The 25,346-nt window shown below is 33.4% G+C and carries 27 protein-coding genes; 12 read left to right on the top strand and 15 right to left on the bottom strand.

All coding sequences use genetic code 11. The annotated features are described in order from the left end of the window. Positions 1–34: 34 nt before the first annotated feature. Positions 35–889 (bottom strand): non-homologous end joining protein Ku, encoded by an 855-nt coding sequence (gene ku / locus V1503_RS01710; RefSeq protein WP_410624320.1) that lies wholly within the window; start codon positions 887–889, stop codon positions 35–37. Between the two features lie 556 nt (positions 890–1,445). Here ku and V1503_RS01705 point away from each other — a divergent pair. Next, positions 1,446–2,543, top strand: coding sequence for an SDR family oxidoreductase (locus V1503_RS01705; protein WP_320257501.1), 1,098 nt, complete (start codon positions 1,446–1,448; stop codon positions 2,541–2,543). Positions 2,544–2,957: 414 nt separating this feature from the next. Here V1503_RS01705 and V1503_RS01700 read toward each other — a convergent pair whose 3' ends face one another. From V1503_RS01700 to V1503_RS01690, 3 genes are read right to left on the bottom strand one after another with little or no spacing between them, the layout of a single operon-like run. Then, positions 2,958–3,611, bottom strand: coding sequence for an ABC-2 transporter permease (locus tag V1503_RS01700; protein ID WP_410624318.1), 654 nt, complete (start codon positions 3,609–3,611; stop codon positions 2,958–2,960). 2 nt (positions 3,612–3,613) lie between these two features. Next, on the bottom strand, positions 3,614–4,462 hold the full coding sequence (locus tag V1503_RS01695) for an ABC transporter ATP-binding protein (RefSeq protein ID WP_410624316.1): 849 nt from the start codon (positions 4,460–4,462) through the stop codon (positions 3,614–3,616). Positions 4,463–4,466: 4 nt separating this feature from the next. Further along, on the bottom strand, positions 4,467–4,844 hold the full coding sequence (locus V1503_RS01690; RefSeq protein ID WP_214482049.1) for a GntR family transcriptional regulator: 378 nt from the start codon (positions 4,842–4,844) through the stop codon (positions 4,467–4,469). A gap of 585 nt (positions 4,845–5,429) precedes the next feature. On the opposite strand from V1503_RS01690, the gene V1503_RS01685 reads away from it, so the two are divergent. From V1503_RS01685 to V1503_RS01665, 6 genes are all read left to right on the top strand, one after another. Then, a complete protein-coding gene (locus V1503_RS01685) occupies positions 5,430–6,023 on the top strand; it encodes a DedA family protein (protein WP_410624314.1) in 594 nt (197 codons plus the stop codon). Positions 6,024–6,299: 276 nt separating this feature from the next. After that, complete coding sequence (locus tag V1503_RS25135) at positions 6,300–6,416, top strand: hypothetical protein (RefSeq protein WP_496113355.1); 117 nt, start codon at positions 6,300–6,302, stop codon at positions 6,414–6,416. A gap of 291 nt (positions 6,417–6,707) precedes the next feature. Next, positions 6,708–7,592 carry a DUF5667 domain-containing protein gene (locus V1503_RS01680; protein ID WP_410624312.1) on the top strand — a complete coding sequence of 295 codons (885 nt, stop codon included), beginning with the start codon at positions 6,708–6,710 and terminating at the stop codon, positions 7,590–7,592. Positions 7,593–8,005: 413 nt separating this feature from the next. Continuing rightward, positions 8,006–8,740 (top strand): RNA polymerase sigma factor SigI, encoded by a 735-nt coding sequence (gene sigI, locus V1503_RS01675; RefSeq protein ID WP_214482052.1) that lies wholly within the window; start codon positions 8,006–8,008, stop codon positions 8,738–8,740. 2 nt (positions 8,741–8,742) lie between these two features. Continuing rightward, positions 8,743–9,693 (top strand): anti-sigma factor domain-containing protein, encoded by a 951-nt coding sequence (locus tag V1503_RS01670; protein ID WP_410624310.1) that lies wholly within the window; start codon positions 8,743–8,745, stop codon positions 9,691–9,693. A 325-nt stretch (positions 9,694–10,018) separates the two neighbouring features. Then, positions 10,019–10,525: a ferritin gene (locus V1503_RS01665; protein ID WP_320257495.1), complete on the top strand. Its 507-nt coding sequence runs from the start codon at positions 10,019–10,021 to the stop codon at positions 10,523–10,525. Positions 10,526–10,627: 102 nt separating this feature from the next. Here V1503_RS01665 and V1503_RS01660 read toward each other — a convergent pair whose 3' ends face one another. Both V1503_RS01660 and V1503_RS01655 read right to left on the bottom strand, forming a co-directional pair. Beyond that, on the bottom strand, positions 10,628–10,828 hold the full coding sequence (locus V1503_RS01660; protein WP_214482057.1) for an alpha/beta-type small acid-soluble spore protein: 201 nt from the start codon (positions 10,826–10,828) through the stop codon (positions 10,628–10,630). Positions 10,829–11,538: 710 nt separating this feature from the next. Continuing rightward, positions 11,539–11,667: a YjcZ family sporulation protein gene (locus V1503_RS01655; RefSeq protein WP_214482063.1), complete on the bottom strand. Its 129-nt coding sequence runs from the start codon at positions 11,665–11,667 to the stop codon at positions 11,539–11,541. Positions 11,668–11,829: 162 nt separating this feature from the next. On the opposite strand from V1503_RS01655, the gene V1503_RS01650 reads away from it, so the two are divergent. Beyond that, complete coding sequence (locus tag V1503_RS01650) at positions 11,830–13,188, top strand: TrkH family potassium uptake protein (RefSeq protein ID WP_214482066.1); 1,359 nt, start codon at positions 11,830–11,832, stop codon at positions 13,186–13,188. A gap of 208 nt (positions 13,189–13,396) precedes the next feature. Here V1503_RS01650 and V1503_RS01645 read toward each other — a convergent pair whose 3' ends face one another. From V1503_RS01645 to V1503_RS01625, 5 genes are all read right to left on the bottom strand, one after another. After that, positions 13,397–14,176 carry an amino acid ABC transporter ATP-binding protein gene (locus tag V1503_RS01645; protein ID WP_250886597.1) on the bottom strand — a complete coding sequence of 260 codons (780 nt, stop codon included), beginning with the start codon at positions 14,174–14,176 and terminating at the stop codon, positions 13,397–13,399. 12 nt (positions 14,177–14,188) lie between these two features. Next, positions 14,189–15,397: an amino acid ABC transporter permease gene (locus V1503_RS01640; RefSeq protein WP_320257494.1), complete on the bottom strand. Its 1,209-nt coding sequence runs from the start codon at positions 15,395–15,397 to the stop codon at positions 14,189–14,191. Positions 15,398–15,406: 9 nt separating this feature from the next. After that, on the bottom strand, positions 15,407–16,579 hold the full coding sequence (locus tag V1503_RS01635) for an amino acid ABC transporter permease (RefSeq protein ID WP_410624305.1): 1,173 nt from the start codon (positions 16,577–16,579) through the stop codon (positions 15,407–15,409). Between the two features lie 91 nt (positions 16,580–16,670). Next, positions 16,671–17,711 (bottom strand): amino acid ABC transporter substrate-binding protein, encoded by a 1,041-nt coding sequence (locus V1503_RS01630; RefSeq protein ID WP_410624303.1) that lies wholly within the window; start codon positions 17,709–17,711, stop codon positions 16,671–16,673. 542 nt (positions 17,712–18,253) lie between these two features. Beyond that, positions 18,254–18,601, bottom strand: coding sequence for a DUF3905 domain-containing protein (locus V1503_RS01625; protein WP_214482072.1), 348 nt, complete (start codon positions 18,599–18,601; stop codon positions 18,254–18,256). A gap of 246 nt (positions 18,602–18,847) precedes the next feature. On the opposite strand from V1503_RS01625, the gene V1503_RS01620 reads away from it, so the two are divergent. Genes V1503_RS01620 through ykzE form a run of 3 tightly spaced genes read left to right on the top strand, consistent with a single transcriptional unit; the run spans position 18,848 to position 19,365 of the window. Further along, complete coding sequence (locus V1503_RS01620; RefSeq protein ID WP_410624300.1) at positions 18,848–18,988, top strand: hypothetical protein; 141 nt, start codon at positions 18,848–18,850, stop codon at positions 18,986–18,988. A gap of 41 nt (positions 18,989–19,029) precedes the next feature. After that, complete coding sequence (gene ykzP, locus V1503_RS01615) at positions 19,030–19,194, top strand: protein YkzP (RefSeq protein ID WP_214482208.1); 165 nt, start codon at positions 19,030–19,032, stop codon at positions 19,192–19,194. A gap of 6 nt (positions 19,195–19,200) precedes the next feature. Next, complete coding sequence (gene ykzE, locus V1503_RS01610; RefSeq protein ID WP_320209390.1) at positions 19,201–19,365, top strand: protein YkzE; 165 nt, start codon at positions 19,201–19,203, stop codon at positions 19,363–19,365. Positions 19,366–19,411: 46 nt separating this feature from the next. Here the strand turns inward: ykzE and V1503_RS01605 are convergent, their stop codons facing one another. Continuing rightward, positions 19,412–21,175, bottom strand: a complete 1,764-nt coding sequence (locus tag V1503_RS01605; protein ID WP_410624298.1) for a B12-binding domain-containing radical SAM protein — start codon at positions 21,173–21,175, stop codon at positions 19,412–19,414. A gap of 278 nt (positions 21,176–21,453) precedes the next feature. On the opposite strand from V1503_RS01605, the gene V1503_RS01600 reads away from it, so the two are divergent. After that, positions 21,454–22,452, top strand: coding sequence for a Gfo/Idh/MocA family protein (locus V1503_RS01600; protein ID WP_410624296.1), 999 nt, complete (start codon positions 21,454–21,456; stop codon positions 22,450–22,452). Between the two features lie 200 nt (positions 22,453–22,652). Here V1503_RS01600 and V1503_RS01595 read toward each other — a convergent pair whose 3' ends face one another. The 3 genes from V1503_RS01595 to V1503_RS01585 are packed head-to-tail and all read right to left on the bottom strand — an operon-like array spanning position 22,653 to position 25,194. Further along, positions 22,653–23,438 (bottom strand): SDR family NAD(P)-dependent oxidoreductase, encoded by a 786-nt coding sequence (locus tag V1503_RS01595; RefSeq protein WP_320257486.1) that lies wholly within the window; start codon positions 23,436–23,438, stop codon positions 22,653–22,655. 31 nt (positions 23,439–23,469) lie between these two features. After that, on the bottom strand, positions 23,470–24,840 hold the full coding sequence (locus tag V1503_RS01590) for an aldehyde dehydrogenase (RefSeq protein ID WP_410624293.1): 1,371 nt from the start codon (positions 24,838–24,840) through the stop codon (positions 23,470–23,472). A gap of 21 nt (positions 24,841–24,861) precedes the next feature. After that, entirely contained in the window at positions 24,862–25,194 is a 333-nt protein-coding gene (locus V1503_RS01585) for an ArsR/SmtB family transcription factor (RefSeq protein ID WP_214482084.1), read from the bottom strand. Positions 25,195–25,346 lie beyond the last annotated feature (152 nt).

Here is a 25,346-nt window from a genome sequence, read left to right as displayed (position 1 = left end):
GAGAAAAATTCCCGCCTGATTTTAGTAATTGTTCCTATGATGTTACTTTTTTTCGTGATGTTCTCTGTTTTGTTTTTGTAGTACCTTTTTTATTAGCTGGTGTTGCGGATTGTGGTTGTTGCTTAGTTCTGTCAATGCTTGCTTGCAATGCACTCATGAGATCAACTACATTTGTTCTTGGTATATCGTCAACACTAGTCGTTTCATCGGTGTTAACCTTTTCCTCGATAAGCTTCATTAATGCAGTACGATAATCATCCTTATATTTGCTTGGGTCAAAGTCTGTCGTTAACTGATCAATTAATAACATAGCTGTATCAAGCTCTTTATTATTAATCTCTATTTGTTCTGGTATATTTGGCACGTCACTAACATTTCGCACTTCATCTGGATAATGGATCGTTTCCATGAGGAGGCCATCATGATATACCCTAACAATAGCTAGATGACGCTTTGAACGAATAGTTATTTCGGCAATGCCAATCCGTTTAGATTTTACAAGTGCTTCTCTTAATAAAGCGTATGCTCTAGTTCCATTATCATTTGGACCCATAAAATAGGAGCGATTAAAATAGATAGGGTCAATATCATCTAAATTAACAAAATCAATAATTTTAATACTTTTCTCCTCATATTCCTCTTTTAATTCTTTCATTTCTTCTTCAGATAAAATGACAAATTTACCTTTAACATATTCATAACCTTTTACTAGGTTATCATTTGTTAGTTCCTCATTACATATTGGACAGATTTTCTCATATTTAATTGGAGTTTTACATTTTTTATGTAACGATCGGAATTTAATATCTTTATCTTCAGTTGCTGCATATAGTTTTATTGGGATCGTTACAAGCCCAAAACTAATTGACCCCTTCCAAATTGTGTGCATGACAACGCCTACCTTCCAAAGATTATATAATGTTAGCATTAACAACAAAAGGAATATGATAAGTTACAATCTTTTCCTTGATAATTTTTAAGTGTAGACAAATAGAGCAGTAATCAGAAAATGAGCTTTCTTCAAAAGCTTTATGATTATTTTGATTAGGCTGTTCGCACTATTAGATGCTTTTCGTAAAATGAGCTAAACACGAATATAACTCATGTTCGTGGCATCTTTTTTTCTCTATGCACAATAACAACCATATCATACACATCAGTTGCTCAAATGTAAGTGAAAATAAGAAGAAAGTTAATGAAAAGATCCTTTTCATAAGATAAACGATGGATTTAGCCATTTGTCTTGATTTTATAGAACAAATGGTGGCATAAATGTTTGATGTATGTGTGCTTATGTTAAAGGGTGAAAAATGGCTATCAATGTGAGTACAGTTTTAAAAAATCTATTTTGTAAACGGTTGCAAAATAGCGTAAATACGATAAACTAAAGTTAGGAAATGAATTCTGAATGTTTAGATAAGGTATATTGTATGGGGGGAGAAACGATGGGGAATACTTATTTTTTCACAGGCTTTCCTGGGTTTATTGCAAGTCAAATTATTCGCTATATGATGAAGGAGAGCTATGAAATTGATCATATTTATGCACTTGTTTTGCCTGATATGATTAACGAAGCTGAAAAGGAAATAGAGAGGCTATCTGAAGATAAGTTAATTGATAAGACTCAATTTACCATTTTACCTGGTGATATTACTAAGGATAATCTAGGTATAGCTGATGAGTATATGGCCTCATTAAGGACTACTGTTACACATGTTTTTCACCTAGCAGCTATTTATGATCTAGCAGTACCAAAAGATGTTGCATACCTTGTAAATGTACAAGGTACAAGTATGGTGAATGAATTTGTAAAAGAAATGAGCAAGCTTCAAAGATACATTTACTTTAGTACAGCTTATGTTGCAGGAGACCGTGCAGGAACAGTTTTGGAATCTGAATTAGAAAAAAATCAAACCTTTCAAAATTACTACGAAGAGACGAAATATGAAGCAGAAGTGCTTGTTAAAAAGATTTTCAATGAAGTTCCTACAACCATCATTCGTCCTGGAATTGTTAAAGGAGACTCTATAACAGGGGAAACAATAAAGTTTGATGGACCGTATTTTATCTTGAATTTTCTGGATCGCTTGCGCTTTTTACCTATCTTGCCTAACATTGGCAGAGGTCAAGTAGAGCTGAACCTAGTGCCTGTTGACTATATTATTGCTGCTTCCTGCTATCTAGGTCACGCTAGTGTTGGGGAGGGGAAAACATATCATTTAACAGACCCTTCTCCGTATAAGGCTAGTGAAGTTTATACAATGTTAATGGGTGAACTCTTACACAAGAAACCGCGTGGTAGAATACCAATTTCTTTAACAAGAGCTTTCTTGCAGATTAAAAACTTGCGTAAAGTATTAAGAGTGGAGAAAGAATCTCTAGACTATTTTTCGTATGAAGCAAGATTTGATTGTTCTACTGCTAAAAATGATTTAAAAGGTAGTGGAATTACATGTCCTGATTTTAAATCTGGTGTAAAAGAAATGGTCGCTTATTATAATGAACATAAACATGATAAAAATAAACAACTTATTATTAGATAGTACCATACCATAATGAGACATGATTTGTTAGCTTGTTTACTACTCATTGTTAGTTTGGAATAAAGTTTGATCAAAAATACTATAAACGAGTACTTTGTAAAAAATAGATAGAATCCATTTTGATTATAATTGATTGATCAAAATGGATTCTTATATTTCATAAGGCTGTTTTCGCATTGTTTTTAGTACTAAGAAATAAATACTTATAAGGAAAGCGCTCGTGGGATATTTTCTCATTTAAAATGAGGTCAATTGCATAAATAAAGAGTCATTTAACATAAATTTAAAATACTCTTTATACTATGAAATAATAAACACCAACTATTAGTAGTATTATTACAACAACGAATATTACATTAATCCATTTTTCACCTATTCTATGGAATATTCGTACAAACATAATTTCCCCCCTTTTTATATATTTCTACGTTCGTAAACAACAATAGAAAGAACCCAGGACATGATTATTAACATTAAACATATGGTTGATATCCAAAATGACAGAGATATTACATTGTATCTCAATAAGTCGGAGAGTATTAAACCGATGTTTATATCTATCCATTCTAATATTCGTAAACCTAATATGATCACTCCACCTATCGTCAATATAACTATTAAATCTAGGACCTGTACTATACGTGATCCTGTCATGAAAAAAATAGGAAAATAAATACTATAAAACAGAAGTAAAATGAGAATAGATATTATTACAGATTGAACGCTAAACCAAGGGAGTTCATTTGCAGGAAGAAAAAAACCGGTGATCCACCACCATAACGTGGTTAGAAAGAAGGAGATTGCCATAAACATAAAAATTCCTATATATTTTGAGGTTACGATATCCCTTCTTCGAAGTGGAAAAGAAGCCAACAATCGACTATTATTATTTTTCTCATCAGATTTACTAGCTAGTACAATTAAGAAGTGGCTAAATAGTGCTGCTGGAACAGCAAGAGGTAAACCTTCAAAAGCGCCTAATAGAAAAAAGAAAAAACCGATAAACACAAAACCAAGAAATATAAACCTTCTTTGAATTTGTATGTCTTTCAAAAGTAACTGCATCATTTTTAACAATCCCCCTGTGTATAAACCAAAATATCATCTAATGTAGGTTTCTCTACAACAACTTGACTATCAAATGAGTTTTCAGAATAGATGTTTTTTGAAATTAAACCTTCGAACCCTAGAGGTGATTGCTGTAAACCTATTAAATGTTTTTTCATTGGTTGGGATGCAACAGGCCCTTTTAATATAAAATATTCATCTAACAGCTCCTCTTTACTACCACTAAATATTAATTGTCCGTTACTTATATAAACAATGTAATCTGCTATTCGTTCTAGATCTGTACTTATATGAGTTGAAAAAAGAACAGATCGATTTCCATCTTGGATATAATCACTTAATATCGATAATACTCTCCTTCTAAACACTGGATCTAGCCCAGAGGTAGGTTCATCCATTATTAATAAATCAGGTTCATGTGCAAGTGCAGCTGCTAAGGAGAATTTGATTTTCATTCCTTTTGATAAGTTACCGATTTTTTTTCGTTCTGGCAATTTAAAATCTGTTAGATATTGTTTGAAAACAGCATTGTTCCAGTTTGAATAAAATGATGCGATGATCTTACCCATTTCCTTTATTGAAAGATGGTTATAATAAAAGTCTTCATCGTATACAAAACCAATTCTTTGTTTAATTTCTCTTTCCCATGCTCCCATCGATTTGTTAAATACAATAACTTCTCCTTTATCAGAGGGAATTAGGTTCATAATTGCGTTAATTAACGTTGTTTTACCAGCGCCATTCGGCCCAATTAAACCGGTGATAAAACCACTGTTAATCTTAAAATTTAAATCATTCAAATTAAAATCCTTATAAGATTTAGAAAAGCCACTAAACTCAATTACATGCATATAATTATTCATCCTCTCCATACAAAAATGTGAGCATATTAATTAATTCCTCGCGGTTGATTCCTAAAACTTTACTTTTCATAATAACTTGCATTAATTGATTTTCTAACCCGCGGCATTTGTCTTCTCTGATTAATTCTTTTGTGTTACCTGAAACAAAAGTTCCTTTGCCAGCGACGGATGTTAAAAGACCTTTTTTTTCTAACTCATCATATGCTCTTTTCGTTGTAATCACACTTATCTTCAAATTCTGAGCAAGGTTTCGAATAGAAGGAAGAAGTTCCCCTTCTTTAAGATGTCCTGTCAGAATTTGATTTTCAATTTGCTCCACAATTTGAGAATATATTGGTAATTTTGAATTTAGAGATACAGATAAATGCATAATATCACACCAAAGTCCTTTAACTGTTTATATTGTATATATACAGTATATATGATAGTTATTTGATATTCAAGAAATAATTTCCAATAACAAAAAAGCTCCTAAAGGAACTGTTTGCATCCTGCTTTTTTTTTGTCATTTTTTTAATTGCTTAAAAATATACTTTTGTACAAGGCTCTTTTCGTAAACTATGCTGCTTTTTCACTTACAATTGAGTAGCTGATGTGTTGATATGATTTTTTATTATCTTTAGAGAAAAAAATATGTCCCGAACAATAGTTATATGCTGTTTAGCTCTCATTACGAAAAACAGCAATTAATATGAAAACAGCTTTGTACGAAGATTATTACAAATAATGCTTCTTTTTATGTTTATATGTCATGTCATTAAATTCAACTTGTTTATTAAAATAGCAGACTTGCTCTTAATTGTTAACACAGCTAACATAGGTCTATTTAGTAAGAAAATAGGTGCTGCGAAATCAATTGTTTATATGATTATTTCTTAGTACGAAGCACAACAAACTTTTAGAAAACAGTTTTTTGTATTACTAAAAACGAAAATAGTGAATGTTGGTGATATATATGGAAGAATTAATTTTATTATTTATTGAATGGCTAAGAGAATTCTCGTATTTTGGAATTTTAATTGCATTAACATTTGAGTTTGTACCTGCTGAATTAGTTCTTCCTTTAGCGGGCTATTCTGTGTATCAAGGAGTAATGAATTTTTGGCTAGTTGTGTTAGCTGGAACCGTTGGAGGAACGCTTGGTCCATTAACATTGTATGCACTTGGACGTTTTGGTGGAAGGCGGTTCCTTACATCGTTTGGAAAATACTTTTTTATACGTGAAAAGGAGCTAACAAAAGCAGAGCGATTCTTTGATAAGCACGGCGGGATTGTAGCTTTTACTGCTAGGTTCTTGCCTGGGATTAGGACGATCATTTCAATACCTTGTGGATTGGCAAAAATGAATGTGACAAGCTTTAGTTTATATACGTTTGCGGCTACACTTCCTATCACATACTGCTATGTTTATATGGGGTTCAAATTAGGCACTAGATGGCAAGATATTGCACAGATAGCTAATAGGTTTATGTATATTGTAGTTATTATTATTATCGCCACCATCATAATTTATGTTATGTTACATACTCGAGAAAATCGAAAAACTTGACAGTCTCTACATAATAAATGTTCGTTTTTTCGACAAAGGGGAGTAGCGTTAAGGGATGCCCTTAACGTAAAGTCGTCAATACATGGATAAAAATCTATCGGCTTTGTTGGAATACTTCATGTCTAGCGAGACCTTTTCCTAATATGGCAAAGGTCTTTTTGTGTTTGCTAACTATGCCCGGTCGTCGTTTGAAAGTGATTGACCACCTTTTTGATCTGTAATAGGTTGAAGAATCAAATGATCATTAGGAGGGATATAATTTAGATCTTTGGAGGCATGTTTGGTTTAATCATTATGCGTTTTGCTGCGAGCTGGTTTGTTAGGTTATTTAAAAACAGCCATGGTCTTGAGACAACCGTATTTCTGATAGTAGGTTGGGTAGGTGTGAAATGAAGTATTCACGTTAACACATGAGGAGGTTGGTCTGATCTCATCCCATTTTCTAGAGTCGGTTTTGTGGAAAAAAATTTTTTGTCTAGGGTTGTTATTGCTTGCAGGTGGCGGTTGGTTACGATCTAGTAAAAAGCAGCATGTCGTAAAGAAATGATTAATTAAGTAAATACCCAATATGCCGCATTGAAATATTTAGAATACTAAATATATTAAGTTTCACCCCAAAAAGAAGTGGATAAGTTCGTACAACTATAACGTAAATGAAAATTTAACAATAGGGGTGTGTAGTTTTTGATAAAAGTTATAAGAAATGGCATGATTGCATGTGCTCTAGTAGGAGTAATAGGGGTAGCAGGTACTATTGCACATGCAAATGAAAATAATACCGACATTGATAGCACTACAAGCTTAAACACTAACAATGAAGATCCAAATTCAATACCAGGAGACTTTTGGTATTTTGTCAAAATTACACTTGAAAAAATACAGCTTGCAATTTCGTTTGATGATATGCACGATGCTGAGTTATTAGCACGGTTTTCATCTGAAAGATTGTTAGAAGCCGAGAAGTTAATCGCTAATGGTGACAATGATTTAGCTGAGGAATTGATCCTTAAGGCTACAAAGCTCATAGATGATTCTGAAGGTATAATTGAAGATAGAGAGGATGCAGAAGCAAAGAGTCCTAGTGATGAAGATAGTAGTAACGATATTTATGGAGATACAAGTCAACCTAAAATAGATAATAATGGAAATAGTAGCGAAGAACAACAAGATGAATTGACGGGTATTAAAACACAACTCGCACAAAATATTATATCTTTAACTGCTGCGTTAGAGAAAGTTGGAAATAATAATGCCCAAGAAGCACTAAAGAAAAATATTAAAAAAAGTTACAAGCGGATTGACGACAAGATGACAAAACTTGGAGCATTACAAGAAGAACAAAAAAATATTGAAAATGATATAGAACTAATAATGAATGAGTTGTATGAAGATATTGAAAATGATGCTCAGGATCAAAAACATGACAAGAACAAGAAGCAAAATCACAAAGATCAGAAAGAATTAGAGAAAGAACAGAAGAAAAAGGCACATGAGATGAAAAAAGAACAGAAAAAAAAGGAGAAGGAACTAAGGAAAGAGGAAAAAAGCAAAAAAATAGAACAACAGTGAAAAGATAGTAAATCATGTAATTGATGTATTGTAATCATTTCGTAACCATTTCATTAATAATACGTGATATAATTATCCGTGTTAACACAAAGTGCTACCAACACTAAGCGAGGAAAATACATATCCTACAATGATAACTAGAAATATTGTTAACAATTGTCAAGTTATTAAGGCACTCAATATAATTGAGTGCTTTTTTCTTGATTCTACTTAGGTAATATATAGTAATTGTTAGTGACTTATGTTGCTGAACGTACCATATTGTTATAATAAAAGTGTTGTAGATTATATAAGTTAAATGAATATAGTGGTATGAAAAAAAATAGTCAAAAAAAATGACTATTTTTCTATTTTCTACCCCTATAAAAAAATCAGAGCTACCGAACTTCATATTAGGAAGAGGGGTGTAATCGGTGCTCAGTCTGTTGTTTAAAATTGGCAAGAAAGAAAAATCATTAGAAGCAATAATTGGAGAAATCCAAAACGGTAACAGTCAATTACATTACAAGATTATAAAAAAATATCATCCTTTTATTGCCAAGACTGTCTCCTCTGTATGTAAACGATATATTGATGAAACAGATGATGAGTTTAGCATTGGTCTTATTGCATTCAATGACGCAATTGAAAAATTTGAAAGAGAAAAAGGTCGTTCTTTTTTAGCTTTCGCTGAGCTAATTATTAAGAGGAGAGTCATAGATTACATTCGGAAACAAGCACGTAACCGATCAATACCATATGATTTACATGAACGTGAAAACGATGTACGTCCTCAAACACTAGAGTCACATCTATCCTTCGAAGAATATGGCAAACAAGTTGAACAAGAACGACGAAAAGAAGAGATTGAGCAATATAAGCAGGATCTTAAAACATTTGGCTTAACATTTCAAGATTTAGTAAATCAATCACCAAAGCATGCCGATGCTAGACAAAATGCCATTACTGTAGCGAAGATTCTTGTTGATCATGAAGAGCTTCGAGCTAGTCTGTTGGCAAAGAAACAGTTACCAATAAAACAATTAGAAAAACAAGTAAAAGTGAGCCGAAAAACGATAGAGAGAAACCGCAAATATATAATTGCCATTTCGGTCATTCTCACTGGTGATTACTTGTTTCTTAAAGAATATTTGAAGGAGGTGATCTAAAATTGAAAAAGGGGGTCATTATGGAAATAAGCAGTAAATTTGTTACAGTATTAACAGATGAAGGAGAATTTTTACGGACAAATAAGCTGCTAGAACAACAATATGATATTGGTCAAGAGATCATATTTCTGCCCTTTCGTGAGGGGAAAAGAAGTTATTCATTTTTGTTAAACATTTCACGAATTGATAAATGGAAGCTTGCACTTGTTAGCACAATAGCCACTCTATTAGTTATCATTTCTGTTTTACCATTTTATACACCAAATAAGGTATTTGCTTATATGTCTATTGATATTAACCCGAGTATAGAATTATCTATAAATAATAAGCTAGAGGTTTTAAGTGTAACAGCACTTAACACCGAGGGTGAAAGAATTATTGAGAATTTATCAGATTGGGAAAAACAAGATATTACGTTTGTCACAAATTCTATCATTGATGAAAGCAAGAAGTATGGATATTTAATTGAAGGTAGTAATCTACTTATCACAACGGTACAAATACATCAAGGATCTACAACAAAAGATATTGAAAAAAAATTAGAAGAAAAAATTGTGATAATATCTGAAACATTAGAAAAGGATATTATTCATGTTACTTCTGTTAAAAGTGATGAAAATACACGTAAGAAAGCAGAGGAACAGGGTATCTCTACTGGTAAATACTTAATTGAAGAAGTTGAAAATAGAGATAAAGAGCATAAGGAAGGTGAGGATGCTAAAACATCCTCTAATCACTTAAAAAACGAAAGCATTATTAAGTTAGAGAATCAAAGAGAAAAGAAAGAAGCAAAGGATAAAAAAGATAAAAGGGATCATGAAAATAAAAAGGTCATAAAAGATAAAAGGGACAATGAGAACATAAAGGATAAAAAAGATAAAAGGGATCATGAGAACCAAAAAGACAAAAAAGATAAAAGGGATCATGAGAACATAAAGGATATAAAAAGATAAAAGGGACCAAGAGAACATAAAGGATAAAGAAGATTAAAGAGATCATGACAATAGAAAGAACGACACAAAGGAATAGAAGAACAAATTTTTTACTAACTAAGTAGGAATAATTAAATAAAAAAGTAATTTCCACAAGATTAGTGATGTTGTTTAATGTTTGTTTGAATTATAGAAATTAGAATTCTATCTTGTTAGACCTTACAAACAGGTGGAATAGATTTTACACATGTTCAAATTTACTTAATGGTTGTACTCATTTTATGAATACTCTACGTAAAAGTGCTATAATAAATAGGGAAAACATAGCAATGAAGGAGAGTATACAATGATAAGTAAAAAATTACTTGAAGGTTTAAATGAACAAATGAATTTTGAATTTTATTCTGCACATGCATACATGGCAATGGCAGCATACTGTTCGTCTGAAAGCTTTGATGGTTTTGCGAACTTCTTTTTAGTCCAAGCAGAGGAAGAACGTTTTCATGCGATGAAATTTTATAACTTTATTAATGCTTTAGGTGAACGTGCAACAATTATCGGTTTTCCTGAACCAAATAATGAATTTTCATCCCTGTTGGACGCTTATGAAAAAGCGTTAAGCCATGAAAAAGAAGTTACCAAGCGTATATACCAATTATCAGACATTGCATTGGATGAGCGTGAACATGCAACGATTAATTTTTTGAAATGGTTTATCGAAGAGCAAGTTGAAGAAGAGGATTTATTTGATAGTATTATTCAAAAATTAAAGCGTATTGAAAATGACAGCAATGCTATCTTTATGTTAGATAATGAATTTTCTGGCCGCTCTTTTTCACCAGAATCTGAATAACACAGTTAATACATAAGTCTGTATGAAATTTAACCGAGTGATAATATCACTCGGTTTTATCCATTTGGTATTAAATTTTGTATTTGGGTAACCCTCACCTAATTATTTTGGAAACTGCCCGTTAATATGATGCTGAGCTTGAGTGACGAGTCTTTTCGTGATTTCTCCACCTACAGACCCGTTCGCTCGTGAAGCACTATCTGGACTTAAATTCACGCCAAATTCTTGAGCTATTTCAAATTTTATTTGATCTAACGCCTGTTCTATACCAGGCACAAGTAATTTATTACTACTACGCCCCATTTTAAATCATCTCCTTGTTTATGTGTAAAACATCATAAGAATGAAATATTCTTATTAATTATAGTGTTAAACGTTCTAAAAATTTTATGCGGTAGGACGAAATAAATATCTTTTCAACAGGCAATAAATATTTGGAAGAACAAAAAAATATGTATGTTAGGAGCTATGTGTAACATCATAAAAACATCTGTTCAACGTTTATTATTTTTTAGTGTATTTATTTTAGCAAAAGTTATGCTCGGAGGTAAAAGTGATGGTGCTTACAAAGGGTATTTGTTGCAAATCCCGATAAAACGTTACAATATCTTAAAAATCGTTTAGCTAATTTACAGTTAGGTACGTTTTATATAAAGGCTTTTTTTTATAACACGTTGTTTTTTTATAAAAATTACTACATCAAAACGAAGTCTTTTGTAATTAGCATCATTTTCTAGAAAAAAGATGCCATAAAACTATAGACAGCTGTGTGCATAATACGAATAAGAACAATGGGACTATAGCCTGCTATAGTCTCTAGAGAAGAGCAGATGCAAAAGATGATCTTGTTATTCGTTTGGTGTTTATCTCTTTGTAATGATCAAGGTGGAAAAACGCATAATAAAAAGAGAGGAGTTTGCCCCCCTCTCTTAAGCAACTAAAAAGAATGGTAGTTTTGTTCATGCCGCAAAGAAGGTGGTAAATTGCCTAATTGCAGATTAATGCTTGTCGTTCTAGCATAATGGACATCTTCGTGCAGGAAGCACAGGAGCTGGTGGTCTTACACAAGCACAACCGATAATGATTAACAGCACGAATAAAACGATAACCAAAGCAAAGATAGATCCAAACCCATCACTCATAAATACCATTCCTCCTTTCATTGTATATTAATACTTTATTAAAAATGTGGTAAATTGATTGTACGTTTATACTTAATGAATACATCCATTTTTCATGTAACAACGATATTTTTTTATGATATGATTATGTGTATATGTAATGAATGAGGGAATGAAGAATTAATGTTGAAAAAATTTCGTGAACGCATAAGTGGCTTAACACCTTTTCAAATTATTGTCAGTTATTATTTTTTAGCAGTTTCAATATCAACATTTTTAATCAGTTTACCTGTTGCGCATAAACCAGGTATTGAACTATCTTTTTTGGATGCATTATTTACAGCAGTTAGTGCAGTAAGTGTTACAGGATTAACTGTTGTGTCAACCGCAGATACATTCAGCACTACAGGTGTGTTTATCCTTTTGTTAATGCTACAAGTTGGTGGTATTGGCATTATGACCTTAGGGACATTCATTTATGTTTTAATCGGTAAAAAGATTGGTTTGAGGCAACGTCGATTAATTATGACCGATCATAATCAGTCAAATTTATCTGGATTAGTCATGTTAATGAAGCAAATCCTTTGGCTCATTATTATTATTGAACTCATCGGTGCTGTTATTTTAGGAACATACTTTTTGAAGTATTATCCAACTTGGCAGGAGGCATATTTACACGGTTTATTTGCAGCAGTTAGTGCGACAACAAATGGTGGATTTGATATTACTGGACAATCACTCGTTCCGTTCGCTAAGGATTATTTCGTGCAATTTATTACGATTATCTTAATTACTTTAGGAGCGATAGGGTTTCCAGTACTTATTGAAGTCAAAGATTATTTATTAAACAAAAGGGAGAATGGACAGAGCTATCGCTTCTCACTTTTTACAAAAATCACAACAATAACTTATTTTAGCTTATTAATTTTTGGTACACTTATCATTTTGTTATTTGAATTTAATCATTTCTTCGCTGATAAATCATGGCATGAATCTTTTTTCTATGCTCTATTCCAGTCAGTCACAACGCGGAGTGGCGGTTTATCGACGATGAACGTTAGTGAGTTTACCGAGCCTACCTTGTTAGTTATGTGTGCTCTTATGTTTATCGGAGCTTCACCGAGCTCAGTAGGTGGAGGTATTAGAACGACAACCTTTGCGTTAAATTTGTTATTCTTATTCCATTTTGCTAAAGGTCGTAAAACAGTTAAAGTATTTAAAAGAGAGCTTCATGAGGAAGATGTGGTTAAATCATTGGTAGTTACGATGATGGCATTTATGATGTTTTCACTAGCAATTGTTATATTAACTTTAACCGAGCCTTTCACACTAACAGAGATTATTTTTGAAGTGAGCTCTGCATTCGGAACAACTGGTCTATCAATGGGGATAACACCAGGGTTAAGTGTGATAGGTAAAATAATCATCATTTTGTTAATGTTTATAGGAAGAATTGGGTTGTTAACATTCCTCTTTTTAATAGGAAAACGGTCAAAAGAGCCGAATTATCATTTTCCGAAAGAGAGGGTTATTATTGGATAATCACACACATGAAGACATTGCAAAGCCTGACCTTTATATTGGTCAGGCTTTGCCGTGTTATATGGATTTGTTAGTTTAAGCACCTAGCGCCCCCTCGTGGTCACTTCGATATATCTCTTGAAGGTAAAACCGTAACTTCAAGAGATATATATATGACCCCAATGCGATTCGTAGATAGACGAGGTACTTTTTTAATTTAATGATTATGCTATAAAATTTGAGATAAGAATGCTTTTGTTCGCTCATGTTGAGGATTGTCAAATAGTTCTTCAGGAGTACCAGTCTCAACAATTTCACCATGGTCAAACAAGACGATACGATCTGCAACTTCTCTTGCGAAATTCATTTCATGGGTAACGACGAGCATTGTCATACCAGATTCTGCTAATGTTTTCATAACATCAAGCACTTCACGAACCATTTCAGGATCAAGGGCTGATGTTGGCTCATCAAATAGCATTATTTTTGGTTGCATAGCTAGTGCTCGAGCAATCGCCACACGCTGCTGCTGTCCACCGGAAAGCTGTCCTGGATATTTGTCAGCTTGCTCAGGAATTCCAACACGTTCAAGGAGTTCATGAGCAATTTTTTCTGCTTTTTCCTTTTTCCATCTACGAACCCAAATAGGGGCTAATGTTATATTTTTCAAAATTGTCATATGAGGGAATAGGTTAAATTGTTGAAATACCATTCCAGTTTCTTTACGAATTTCTTCGATGTTTTTTACATCATTTGTTAAGCTAATTCCGTCGACAACAATCTCACCATTTTGAAATTCTTCCAAAGCATTGATTGTTCGAATAAAGGTTGATTTACCTGATCCGGAAGGTCCGAGTATAACGACAACTTCTCCTTCTTTCACATTCATATCTACGTTTTTTAGCACATGAAGCTTTCCAAACCATTTATCTAAATTATTAACAGTTATAATATCTTCTCGTTCTTCAAGTGGTGTTGTTAATTTTTCAACAGCAAAAATACTACCCATTAAATATACCTCCTATCGTTTCCCAACTGAGAGGGATGCCTCTAGCTTTCTACTTACGTAAGACATTAAATAACAGAAAATGAGAAAGACCAATGCAACAAAGACGTAAGCTGTCATATGTGTCCCTAAATATTGTGGATTTGCTATTATTTTTTTGGATATACCTAACAAATCGGATAACCCAACAATCGTTACTAGCACTGTATCCTTAAAAATACCTATATACAAACCGACAATCGGTGGAATAACGATTTTTAATGCTTGTGGTAAAATGATAAAACTAGTCATCAAAGTCTTATTTAATCCCAATGCCTGAGCTGCTTCAAATTGTCCACGTGGGATTGCTTGAAGTCCACCACGAACATTTTCTGCTAAGTAAGCTGCTGAGAACATAATAAACCCTATCATAGCACGTAGCACATTATCTATTTCTATACCATCACCTAAAAACAATGGAACCATCAATTGAGAAATAAATAGTAATGTAATTAATGGAATTCCACGTACGATTTCAATAAATAAAATGCTAAACCATTTTACAATTGGAAGTGTACTACGTCTTCCTAAAGCAAGTAATACTCCAATAGGGAAGGATATAACAATTGCAACTAATGCAATTAATAGTGTTAATAAAAATCCACCCCAGACACTCGTACTAACCTCAGGTAAAATACCAAATCCAGATAATAAGAAGATAGAGACTGGGAACAATAAGAACCAACCAGTTAAGGTTAATGTTTTTAGTTTATTAAATTTTGCTCCCACAAAATAAGTCGCAATAAGGATAACGATGTTTATACCTAACCATATTCTTGTCATACCTTCAACAAATGGTAAACACCCAACAACTAGCATAACGATACCAATCGTCAATGCGATAGGTTTTACAATACTTTTCCATATTCCCCATGAAAAACCTAACATAATAGATACATATGTTAATAATAGCCAGACTCTCCAAAGTTGGTCGATCGGATATTGTCCGACAACAAACAGCTTAAAGTTATCGGCCACAACCCGCCACTCTGCAGTGACAAATATCCAATATACTGAACCTTTAATAATAAAATAGGCAATAACGATAGATAAAATTGTTAACGCTGTGTTTAACCAGCTACTAAAAAGGTTTGCCTTAAGCCATTGCAAAAAACGGTTAGGTTGTGTATCTGAATTAATGTCAATTTGTTTCGGTTCGTGTTTTTCAACACCGATATTTCCCATCGCTACCACCTACCTTTCAACAATTTGTGCTTTTTTGTTAAATATATTCATAATTAATGCTGTAATTAAATTGATAAGTAAATATACAGCTATCCAAATAAGGACAACCTCAATTGCCCGTGAATTTTGTCCAAGTGTAGTTTTCCCTACGCTCACAATTTCTTGGTATGCAATTGCCACACCTAAACTTGAGTTCTTTATTAAGTTCAGATATTGACTTGTAACAGGAGGGATAATTATTCTAATTGCTTGTGGAAAGACAACTAGACGCATCGTCGTAGACGGTTTTAAACCAAGTGCATTAGCAGCTTCTTTTTGTCCTTGCTTGACACCTAAAATACCAGCTCGAACAATTTCTGCAATATAAGTAGAAGTATAAACACTTAATGCCAAAAGTAGTGCAAGAAACTCAGGTCTTAGTAGACTACCACCAGTAAATCCTCTACCTTCAATTGAAGGGTTTGAAATATCGAATGGAGCCTGCTGTGTAACAATTAACGATACTACAATCGCTAGTATAATTGCACCTGTTCCCCAAATGAAAGGGTAAGTTCGTTTTCCTAAATCAATTTGTCGCTTTAGTTGAACGCGCCACATGATAATTGAAAGTATAATACCTATTAACAGAAGGATTGTCCAAACGAGTGAGCCAGAGTTTTGCTGAAACCATGGAATAGCAACACCACGATTAGTAAATATAAATGAACTACTTGTTTTAACATCATCGATTAATGGTAATTGAAGTAATACAGCATAATACCAAATAAATAATTGTACTAATAAAGGTGTATTTCGAAAGATTTCAATATAAATGCTTGAAAGCTTACTTACGAGCCAGTTAGAAGATAGCCTTGAAATACCTGCAATAATCCCAATAATCGTTGCAAAGATGATACCGAATAACGCAACTTTCAATGTGTTTAAAATACCAACAAGCAAAGCCCGTCCATAAGTATCAGATGATGAATATTCAATTAAAGAGTCGGTTATCCCAAATCCTGCCCGTTGCCCAAGAAAGGAGAAGCCAAAGGCAATACCAATCTTTTCAAGCCCATTGATTGCATTAATAATAAAATATGCTCCAAATAAGGCAACAATGAAAACAAAAATAAGCTGTAATAATATTGGAATTATTCTTTTGTCACGCCAAAATGGAGTTGAAACTGACATTTCCTTTTTCATATATCCACCTCACAATGGAAAAGGTCTGCATTATATAATCAATAGTAAGCAGACCTTTTCGTTCATTATCAATGTATTGCAAAACCAGCAATTAGCGAAACGGAGGGGAGTACATTAATCCACCGTTTGTATACATATCATTTATTCCGCGCTCTAATCCGAAAACTGAACCTAAATTACGTTCGAAAATCTCACCGTAATTTCCTACTTCTTTAATTACTTTGTAAGCAAAATCATTGTCAAGCTTTAACTGCTCTCCTAAATTATTTTCACCTGCACCTAATAGACGTTGTATTTCTGGGTTATTACTATTAAGCATTTCATCAACATTTTCAGAAGTAACACCTAATTCTTCAGCACGCATCGTTGCAAATGTGACCCACTTTACAATATCAAACCACGTATCATCTCCACCGATTACAGCAGGAGCTAACGGTTCTTTTGATAAAGTCTCATCTATAATGATGTGTTCGTCAGGATTTGCCATGTTTGCTTGTCGTGCGATTAATCCGGATTTATCAGTAGTGTATGCGTCAGCAGTTCCTTCCTCGTATGCTTGAACAGCTGCATCTTGCGTATCGAAAACGATTGACTCGTATTCAATTCCATTTGCATCTAACACATCTGCTAAGTTTAGCTCAGTAGTCGTTCCTTGTTCCACGGAAATACGAGCACCTTGTAAATCTTCTAAACTTTTAATTCCACTATCTTTACGAACGATAATACCTTGACCATCGTAAAATGTTACTGGAGCAAAGTTTAATCCAACCTCTGAATCACGGTTTGTCGTCCAAGTTGTATTACGAACTAATACATCAACTTCACCTGTTTGGACAGCTGTGAAACGTTCCTCTGATGTTAATGGGCGAAATTCAATCGCGTTTGCATCCCCTAAAACTGCTACAGCAATTGCTTTAGCAAAGTCAACATCAAAGCCTGAATATTGACCATCAGTACCTACAAACCCAAATCCAGGTAACTCTCCGTTAACCCCGGCAACTAATTTTCCTCTGTCTTTTACTGTATCAAGTATTGATTTTGATTCTTCACTTGATGCATCGTCCGAGCACCCAGCAATAATTCCAACTACTAATAAAAGAAACACTGTGAAGATACCAAATCTTTTTTTCATTTTTTTCCCCCTTATGTATCTTTTTTCAACAATATTAACTAGTTCAATCGTATTAATTAACCGAAAATATTGAATAGTAATAAAGTTGATAATCTTAATATAATATAATTTTTATTATATTTCAATATTTTCAGAAACTTTTATAGTTATTAAGAGTAATGCTGTTTAATAATAGGAAGGATGTATATTTAATTAGGTAGAAAATAACAGATGGATTTTTCATTAAGAAGGTGGTGTGAAGAATTTACTTATAGAATAAGAAAAAGTTATATAGGTGACAGTGTTAAATAATACGAGTTGAAAATAATTATACTAGGAGAAGAAAATAAATACATTTTTGTATAAAGGTATCTTGAGATATTTTCTATTTATCCTTATAAAATTCCTGTAATCATACATTTTGAATAGTATATAACAATAATTTAACGAATAAGCTAACAGTAGCTAAAGGGGCGAAAATCATAAATATCATTTGTGAAATACTCCCAATAAGTATAGTTCAATGATATAAAATATCCCCCTTAGCGACTTATACAAGATAATTAATCTGTACCATAACTGACATCTTCTGTTGGGTGCATGAAAGGTGCACCATTTGGCTTCTTTTTTTCTTCAATTAATTCTCTATTTTCTGGTGTATTCCATCCTATATCATTAGTAGGATGTACCCAGTCATCGCCTGCCATTATGGCAGGGTCGATATCGTCAGTCCATTGATTTAATGGTGAGTTTGGAGAATTATACAGGCTATCCCCAATAACTACACCATTCTTATTAACAAATGGTTCTTGCAATTTTTCGCCAGTTCCTTTGAAGTTTGGAGCATTTATTTGATGAGGCATAGTTTCATCAAATATTGATGATGATTCCTTTTCATTTTTCTTAGTCATTTATGTTAACACCTCACTAAATCACTAAACTTTAAATTAATGTTTTTTATGTGCTTTTGTGCTTCATATGCATTATATTCCAATTACTTGAAATGAAGCTTCAAAATATGATCTAGTTTTCTTGAAAGAGTATACTCCTTTAGAGCTATTATGAGCGAACAATTCAATTATCATGCATACCTTTTGGTCGTTCGAACAAGATAAAAGGTGAAGCATATCATTTAAAGAGTACAGGTAGGTGAAAATATGAAGGATGATTCTTTTGCGTTTGCTCAACTTGACAGTGAAGATTTAACGAAGGTTCAGCAAGTAGAAAAAGAGCTTAGAGCTGAAAAAGGCGAAGAAATCGTTTTAATTGCATATAAAAATACCATCAACATGAAGTAATAAAAGCAGTTCAATCTTTGCGTATATGTGGAGGAATAGTTATGAAACGAAAAGTAAAATATAATGCAGCAAGAAATAATAATTTTACACCAAAGGAAAGTCTACCTGATACTGAATTTTCAGCTGAAGCTGACTATGAGGAACCAATAAAAGGGGCCAATAGAAACTCTAAAAAAGGGTATCAGCAAAGACAAGAGGAGGAGTAAAGTTCCATGGGAAAAAGAATGCAGAAAAAACAGCACGCAGGTGATCAAAACCATAAGATGTCTAAAGATTTATTACGTGAAGAGTTTGGTGGGGAGTTAGGGGATTATAATGCAATGAAGCCCTATGAAGGGGCACTTGAGTCGAAAAACAAGAACTGTGACAAAGAGTAGCAACTTGTTATTCAAAGGTGGAGGGACATCTCCACCTTATGTTAATTTATTTGGTGTTAGTTATATTATCTATTGTTGATGTAAAGTAACTTGTCTTGTTTGTCGATGGATCAAAATATACTAATAACAATGTTTGCTCATGAACAATTTTTTCTGATAACAAATAGTGTGAAAGATTAAAATTAAGCTCTTCAATGACGGTATGCTTGTGTATATCTTTTTCACTAAGTTGTAAATGTGTAAATTGACGTCCGAAAACGTGAGGGTTGTTAACAATATCACGATAATATGCTGCTCTAGTTGGTTTTTCTAATGAATCATTCCACCACGGTTTACGCGGTTTATGCTTTTGCTTACGTAAGTAATCATATTTCATTAATCCTGAAATGATGTCCAAATCTTTTACATTTGTTTCGTGCAAAAATTGATATAACCTTTTAAATAAATCTTCCAATTGATGTCCAATTCTTATCCAACCTTGTTCATCCCAATACGTACCGAATAATTGAAAGAAGTCAAATGGAGTTGGATAGCTATTAGATACAAGGAATTCAATCGTTTGATCCATTCTATGGTCATTCCAATATTTTTCTAACACGTCTTCAACTTGTTTAATACGCATAATGTCGTCGAAAGGTAAAATATCATTCTCCAGAATTTCATAGGGTGAAGTGTCCATATATTTATATCCGTGGTCCTTTGCTGTTAGTCGAAGACCTGTTCCTCGTAGCATTTTCAAAAAGCCAAGTTGTAGTTCTTCAGGTCGCATAGCAAAAACATCATTAAAAGTCTTCCGGAATGATCCATAGTTTTCTTCTGGTAGGCCGGCAATTAGATCAAGGTGCTGGTCAATCTTACCACCTTCCTTAACCATCGTCACAGTACGTGTCAGTTTTTCGAAATTTTGCTTGCGCATGACAAGCTCATTCGTTGCATCATTTGTTGACTGAACACCTATTTCGAATCTGAACAATCCAGGTGGTGCTTCTTGATTCAAAAACTCAATGACTTCAGGACGCATAATGTCAGCAGTAATCTCAAATTGGAACACGGTACCTGGCTTATGCTCATCAATTAAAAATCTGAACATCTCCATCGCATAACTTCTACTTATATTAAAGGTTCGATCGACAAACTTTATTGTTCTAGCACCGTTATCCATTAAATAACGAATATCATCTTTTACCTTTTCGCGATCAAAATAACGTACCCCAACTTCTATTGATGAGAGACAAAATTGGCAACTAAAAGGGCAGCCACGGCTTGTTTCAATATAGGTTACACGCTTGGATAGACTTAGCCTGTCTTCTTCAAAACGAAAAGGTGAGGGCAATAACTTTAGGTCAAGCTTTTTTTGTGGACGCTTTATAACTTTTTGTTTTTCTTGTCGGTAAGCAATCCCATCAATTTTTTCGAAATTATTGTCATAATTAAGTTCGTCAAGTAATTGCTTAAACGTTTCTTCACCTTCGCCGATGACGATAAAATCAACTTCAGGAATTTTATCTAACCATTCACTTACATCATATGTCACTTCGGGACCACCTAACACGATTGTAAGCTTTGGGTTTATTTTTCTTAGCATTTTTATCACTTTAATGGTTTCTTCTATATTCCATATATAACAACTGAAACCAACTACATCTGGTTTTTTTCTATATATATCAGTCACGATATTCATTACTGGGTCTTTAATAGTATATTCTGCAAGCTGTACATCATACTCTGGTTCAGCATATGCCTTTAAATATCTAATTGATAGGCTTGTGTGAATATATTTTGCATTTAATGTACTTAAAACTACATTCATTAGATTTTTTATCTCCTTTTACTTTCGCTATAGCAATAACACGTCGATTTATTCTATCATAATTTTAGCCGAAAATTGCATTCTAAAAACAAGCAGTTTATGTTATATATATTTTTTTCTTTTTCTAATGCACATATCGTATTAATTGTTGCAACACTAACCAATATTTAACGGTGTTATATGTTGTACTTTAAAGATGAAAAAAACAAACATTCAATTCACATACAGTCTTTTAATTTTTCTATTATAATAGAAATAAAAGTTTAGGAGATGAGAGAATGCATAGAAAGATTAGATGGGGAATACTAAGTACTGCAAATATAGCTCAAACAGCCATTATTCCAGCGATTCACAAAGCAACTAATGCTGAAGTAGTTGCTATTGCTAGCGCCAATGAGCAAGTGAAAAGTGTTGCTGAATCATTAGCCATACCTAATGTATATAAAAGCTATCAGGATTTATTATTAGATTCTAATGTTGATGCTGTTTACATACCTCTACCTAATGGTTTACATGCAGAATGGGTGAAGGAGGCTGCTACACACGGTAAACATATTTTATGTGAAAAACCAGCAGCACTGAATTCTTCGGAGATGAAGGATATCATCCAAGCATGTCTGAAGAATAATGTCATTTTTATGGAAGCATTTATGTATCAATTTCATCCACAACATAAAAGAGCAAAAGAAATTATAGCATCTGGTGAAATTGGTGACATTAAACTAATGCGTTCAAGCTTCTCATTTACATTAAATGATCTTGAAGGTAATATCCGTATGGTGCCTAAATTAGGAGGGGGGAGCTTGTATGATGTTGGTAGCTACTGCATCAATACAATTCAGTACATATTAGATTCGGAACCTATTGAAGTTTTTGCTCAGGCCCATATACACGAAGAATATCATGTAGATATGTCAACATATGCTCTATTAAAATTACAAAACGATGTGATGGTTTCTTTTGATTGTAGTTTTGAAAGGTCTTTTAGCGCATATTATGAAATGGTAGGTACGAAAGGCAAACTGGTTTTACCGAGGGCATTTACACCTAACTTATATAATAACGTAGGCAAAATAATCGTATCAAATGAGCAAGAAGAGTCTAGAGTAGAGTACTATGAAGCAGACCAATATGTTCTGCAAATAGAACATTTCTCTAATTGTATATTGAACAAATCGCAACCTATGTATACCGGAGAGCAAAGCCTAAAAAACATGAAAGTCATCGATGCATGTTTTCAATCTATAACAGCGGGTGAAAAGGTAAACATAAGCTGAATTTTATGAACACGAGCAAATTTATAGGTCAAATTTACATGTTTATGGGTCAAATTGAAAGTTTATCAGTCAATTTCCTGTGTTTACGGGTCAAATTATTAGTTTTATCGGTCAATTTCCTATATTTATTTGTCAAATTAAGTTCTTTCTAAAAATCTAAAAGGAAAAGCTGTCTCAAATTTGAGACAGCTTGCTTCATGTTATTTAGTTGGTTCAACCATGCGTCGAACAATTTTAGGAATAAGTTTGCGAGGTCCAAATCTAACAGATGTCGCCATAATACGGTTCATTAAACCAGGTATGATTACCGTCTTGCCCTTCTGTAAACCTTCATATCCTGCTATTGCTACTGACTTAACGTCCATCACTTTGCCACCAGTGAAATTTTTCGAGTGATCCATGTCGGCAGCAGATTGAAAGCCAGTTTCAGTTGGTCCAGGGCAAAGAACACTAACTGATACGCCAGTACCTTCTACTTCATTTGCAATGGCCTCAGAAAGAGATAATACATATGCTTTTGATGCCGAATAGTTAGATAAATATGGTCCGGGCTGAAAAGATGCTGTTGATGCTACATTTAATATTTTCCCAGATTTTCTATTGACCATTTGAGGTAAGAACAGTTTAGTTAAATAAGTAAGTGCTGTGATGTTCACTTGAATTAATTCCAATTCTTTGTTGATATCCGTTTCAGCAAAGAACCCAAAACTTCCAAATCCAGCGTTGTTTACAAGGACTTCAACATCAATCTTTTCATTTTCACAATAATCGTAAATTTGCTGTGGCGATTCAGGATTTGATAAGTCTTTTGAAAGTACCTTTGCTTTAATATTGTAGGTTTTCATTAAGTCGTTTGCTAAATCATTTAACTTTTGCTCATTTCGCGCGATAAGTAGAACGTTATGATTATCTTTAGCAAATAGATGGGCTAATTCAAAGCCAATTCCACCAGAAGCTCCAGTAATTAATACAAAGTTATTAGACATATAATAGCACCTTCCTCATTTACAAGAATTTTTATTTTAATATTTTTTTTGCAAGCTTTAGTCCATTTTTCATATTTGGGTAACGTAATGGTATGTCAAATTTAGTCGTTTGTTTTAGAACACTTTTGTAATGGGAGAACGTATTAAAACTATGTTTACCATGATATGCACCTACACCACTAGTTCCAACGCCCCCGAATGGAAGGTGTGGAGAAGCTAGATGATAGAGCGTATCGTTAATACATCCACCACCGTAAGAGATGTTGTTAATGATGTGCTCTTGAGCTTGTTTATTGCTAGAAAACAAATATAGGGCTAATGGTTTCGGTCGGTCGTTTACCATGTTAATCACTTCACTCGCATCACTATATTCAATGACAGGTAGTATTGGGCCGAATATTTCATCTTGCATTATTGAATCGTCCCATGTAATATGATCTAAAATGGTAGGTTCAATCGCATGCAATTCTTCATCTATATTTCCACCAACGATAATATTACCGTCACTTAAATATTTTACTAACCGCTGAAAATGGCGTTCATTGACTATATGAGTATATTCTTCATTAGTTAGAGCATTATCAGTATAAAACTCATTGATTATTTTCCTCATATTATTAATGAGCTCGTCTTTTACACTATGGTGAACGAGCATGTAGTCTGGAGCAACACAAGTTTGCCCAGCATTAAAGAATTTACCCCATACAATTCGTTTTGCTGCAAGTTTTAAGTCAGCCGTTTCATCAACAATAACTGGACTTTTGCCACCAAGTTCTAAAGTTACTGGAGTTAAGTTTTTTGATGCAGCTTCCATCACAATTTTGCCAACTGGGACGCTACCTGTGAAGAAGATATAATCAACGGGTTCATTTAAAAGTTGTGTACTTTCTTCTACTCCGCCCTCAACTACAGCTATATACTCTTCATCAAAGGTTGAAGACAACAGTTCTTTTAAAATTGCTGAAACAGTCGGTGTTAACTCTGAAGGTTTTAAAATTACAGTATTTCCACCAGCAATTGCACCAAGGATAGGAGTGAGTGCTAGTTGGAATGGGTAATTCCACGGAGCAATAGTAAGGGTAACACCGTAAGGCTCAGCATATCGATAACTTGATGCGCCAAAGTGAGAAATAGGAGTTTTAACTCTTTTTGGTTTAACCCATGACCTCAAGCCTTTTTGAATAACTGAAATCTCAGATAATACTAAGCCGATTTCAGACATATAAGTATCAGCTTCAGATTTGTTTAAATCAGTCTTTAATGCGGTAGTTATCCCACGTTCATTTTCAAGAATTGCCTTTTTCAACTTGCTAAGGGCGTTCAATCTGAAAGTAACATCTTTCGTTTCACCTGTGAAAAAAAACTTTTTTTGTTTTTTTACTAAATCGCTAATTTCAGTCATGTAAAATTCCCCCTATACTTTTTATTTCAATTCACAGTTGTTTTCCAGTAATGAAATAAGATGCTTCATATGCTCTACAGCTTGAAGAAGGGTTAAGTAGTAATAATTACCTGTGCCGTGTTGTCTAACATCAACAAGACCAGCTTGTTTTAAATTTTTTAAATGGTGCGAAATTGCTGGTCTGGATAATGGGAGCTTTTCAGCTATTTCATTTACATTAAGCCCTGTTTCTTCATGTTCATCTAATAAAAGTATGATATCTTGTCGTGTTTTATCTGAAAGGACTTGAAAGGCAGGGATCGCTTCACGGAATACTGCTAAAATATCTTGAGGTTCTGCTTTATGTTGCTTCATGACGACACCTCGTTCTTTCGTTTAAACTTTTAAACCAAATGTATAACATTATTAACAATATGTCAATGTATTCGAATCAATTGTAGTCTATAGTTGAAAAAATATTAAACTATCATTAATATAAATAGACGTGAGCAAGATAATTCTATAAT

This window comes from Nanhaiella sioensis (assembly GCF_046557775.1).
Taxonomy (GTDB): Bacteria; Bacillota; Bacilli; order Bacillales; family SM2101; genus Nanhaiella; species Nanhaiella sioensis.
The sequence above is the reverse complement of the archived record's forward strand: the minus strand, read 5'-3'. Positions and strand labels throughout refer to the sequence as shown.